The organism is Bradyrhizobium sp. P5_C11_2, from assembly GCF_054049755.1.
The window spans coordinates 1-1,264 of the sequence record NZ_JBFULT010001036.1 but is presented as its reverse complement, the minus strand read 5'-3'; the positions used below and the strand labels follow the sequence as shown (position 1 = coordinate 1,264).

Sequence of the window (1,264 nt, the reverse complement as noted above, 5' to 3'; positions counted from 1 at the left end):
CCGATGCGCCCTGGCTGACCGCAGGCGGGACCGCGCGCGTCCTGCAGCTCCTGAACGCGGAGGGCGAGGAGGCGCGCGTGGTCGGTGGCGCCGTCCGCAACGCGCTGCTCGATCTGCCGCCGGGCGACATCGACATCGCGACCACGGCGCTGCCGGACGAGGTGATGCGGCGCGCCAAGGCTGCCGGCATCAAGGGCGTGCCGACCGGCATCGACCACGGCACCGTCACGCTCGTCATCGACGGGCAGCCCTATGAGGTCACGACGCTGCGCGAGGACACCGAGACGTTCGGGCGCAAGGCCAAGGTCGCCTTCGGCCGCGACTGGGTGAAAGACGCCGAGCGGCGCGACTTCACCATGAACGGGCTCTCGGTCGACGCAGCCGGAATAGTCTACGACTATGTCGGCGGCATTGCCGACGCCGCCGCGCGGCGCGTGCGCTTCATCGGCGATCCCGACCAGCGCATCGCCGAGGATTATCTGCGCGTCCTGCGCTTCTTCCGCATCCACGCCGCCTTCGGCGCCGGCGAGCCCGACCGCGACGGCTATCTCGCCTGCATCCGCGGCCGCGGAGGCCTCGCGAGCCTGTCGGCCGAACGGGTGCGCATGGAGATGCTGAAGCTGCTGGTCGCGGCCGGCGCGTCTGCAGCAGGGCTCGCAATGGCCGAGGGCGGATTGCTGCAAGCGCTGATCGGCGGCGTCGCCTACACCGGACCATTGTCGGCGATGATCGCGATCGAACGCGCGCTCGGCCTGCCGGCAAGCAGCACCCGGCGCCTGGCCGCGCTGACGGTCGCCGTGACCGAGGATGCAAAACGCGTCGCCGCGCGCTTGAGGCTCTCCAACGCCGAAGCCAAGGCGCTGGATTCGATGGGGCATCGCTGGTGGCGCTTCGCCGCCAAGGACGAGGCCCATGCCCGGCGGCTGTTGTACCGGCTGGGGGCCGGGCCCTATCACGATCGCGTGTTGCTGGGCTGGGCGAGGAATGGCGGCGATGTGACATCGTCGCACTGGCGCGAGCTCGCCGAGCTGCCGCAGCGCTGGACCGCGCCGAAATTTCCGCTTCGCGCCGCCGACTTCATCGCGCGCGGGATGGCGGAAGGGCCGGCACTTGGGCATGTGTTGACGCTCGCCGAGGACGCTTGGCTTGCAGCCGATTTTCCACTGGAGGAAGCCGCGCTCGCTTCCATCGCGGATCAAGCTGCGGCCCGCGTCAGCCGCGAACGGAAAACGTGACCATCGTCTCAGGCTTCGCCGATATCTCG

The 1,264-nt window shown here is 70.1% G+C and carries 1 protein-coding gene; it reads left to right on the top strand.

Annotated elements, in window-relative coordinates; translation table 11 throughout:
• A partial coding sequence (locus tag ACXJL8_RS41445) for a CCA tRNA nucleotidyltransferase (protein WP_456687077.1) occupies positions 1 to 1,235 on the top strand: 1,235 nt, incomplete at its 5' end.
• Between the last annotated feature and the right edge of the window lie 29 nt (positions 1,236 to 1,264).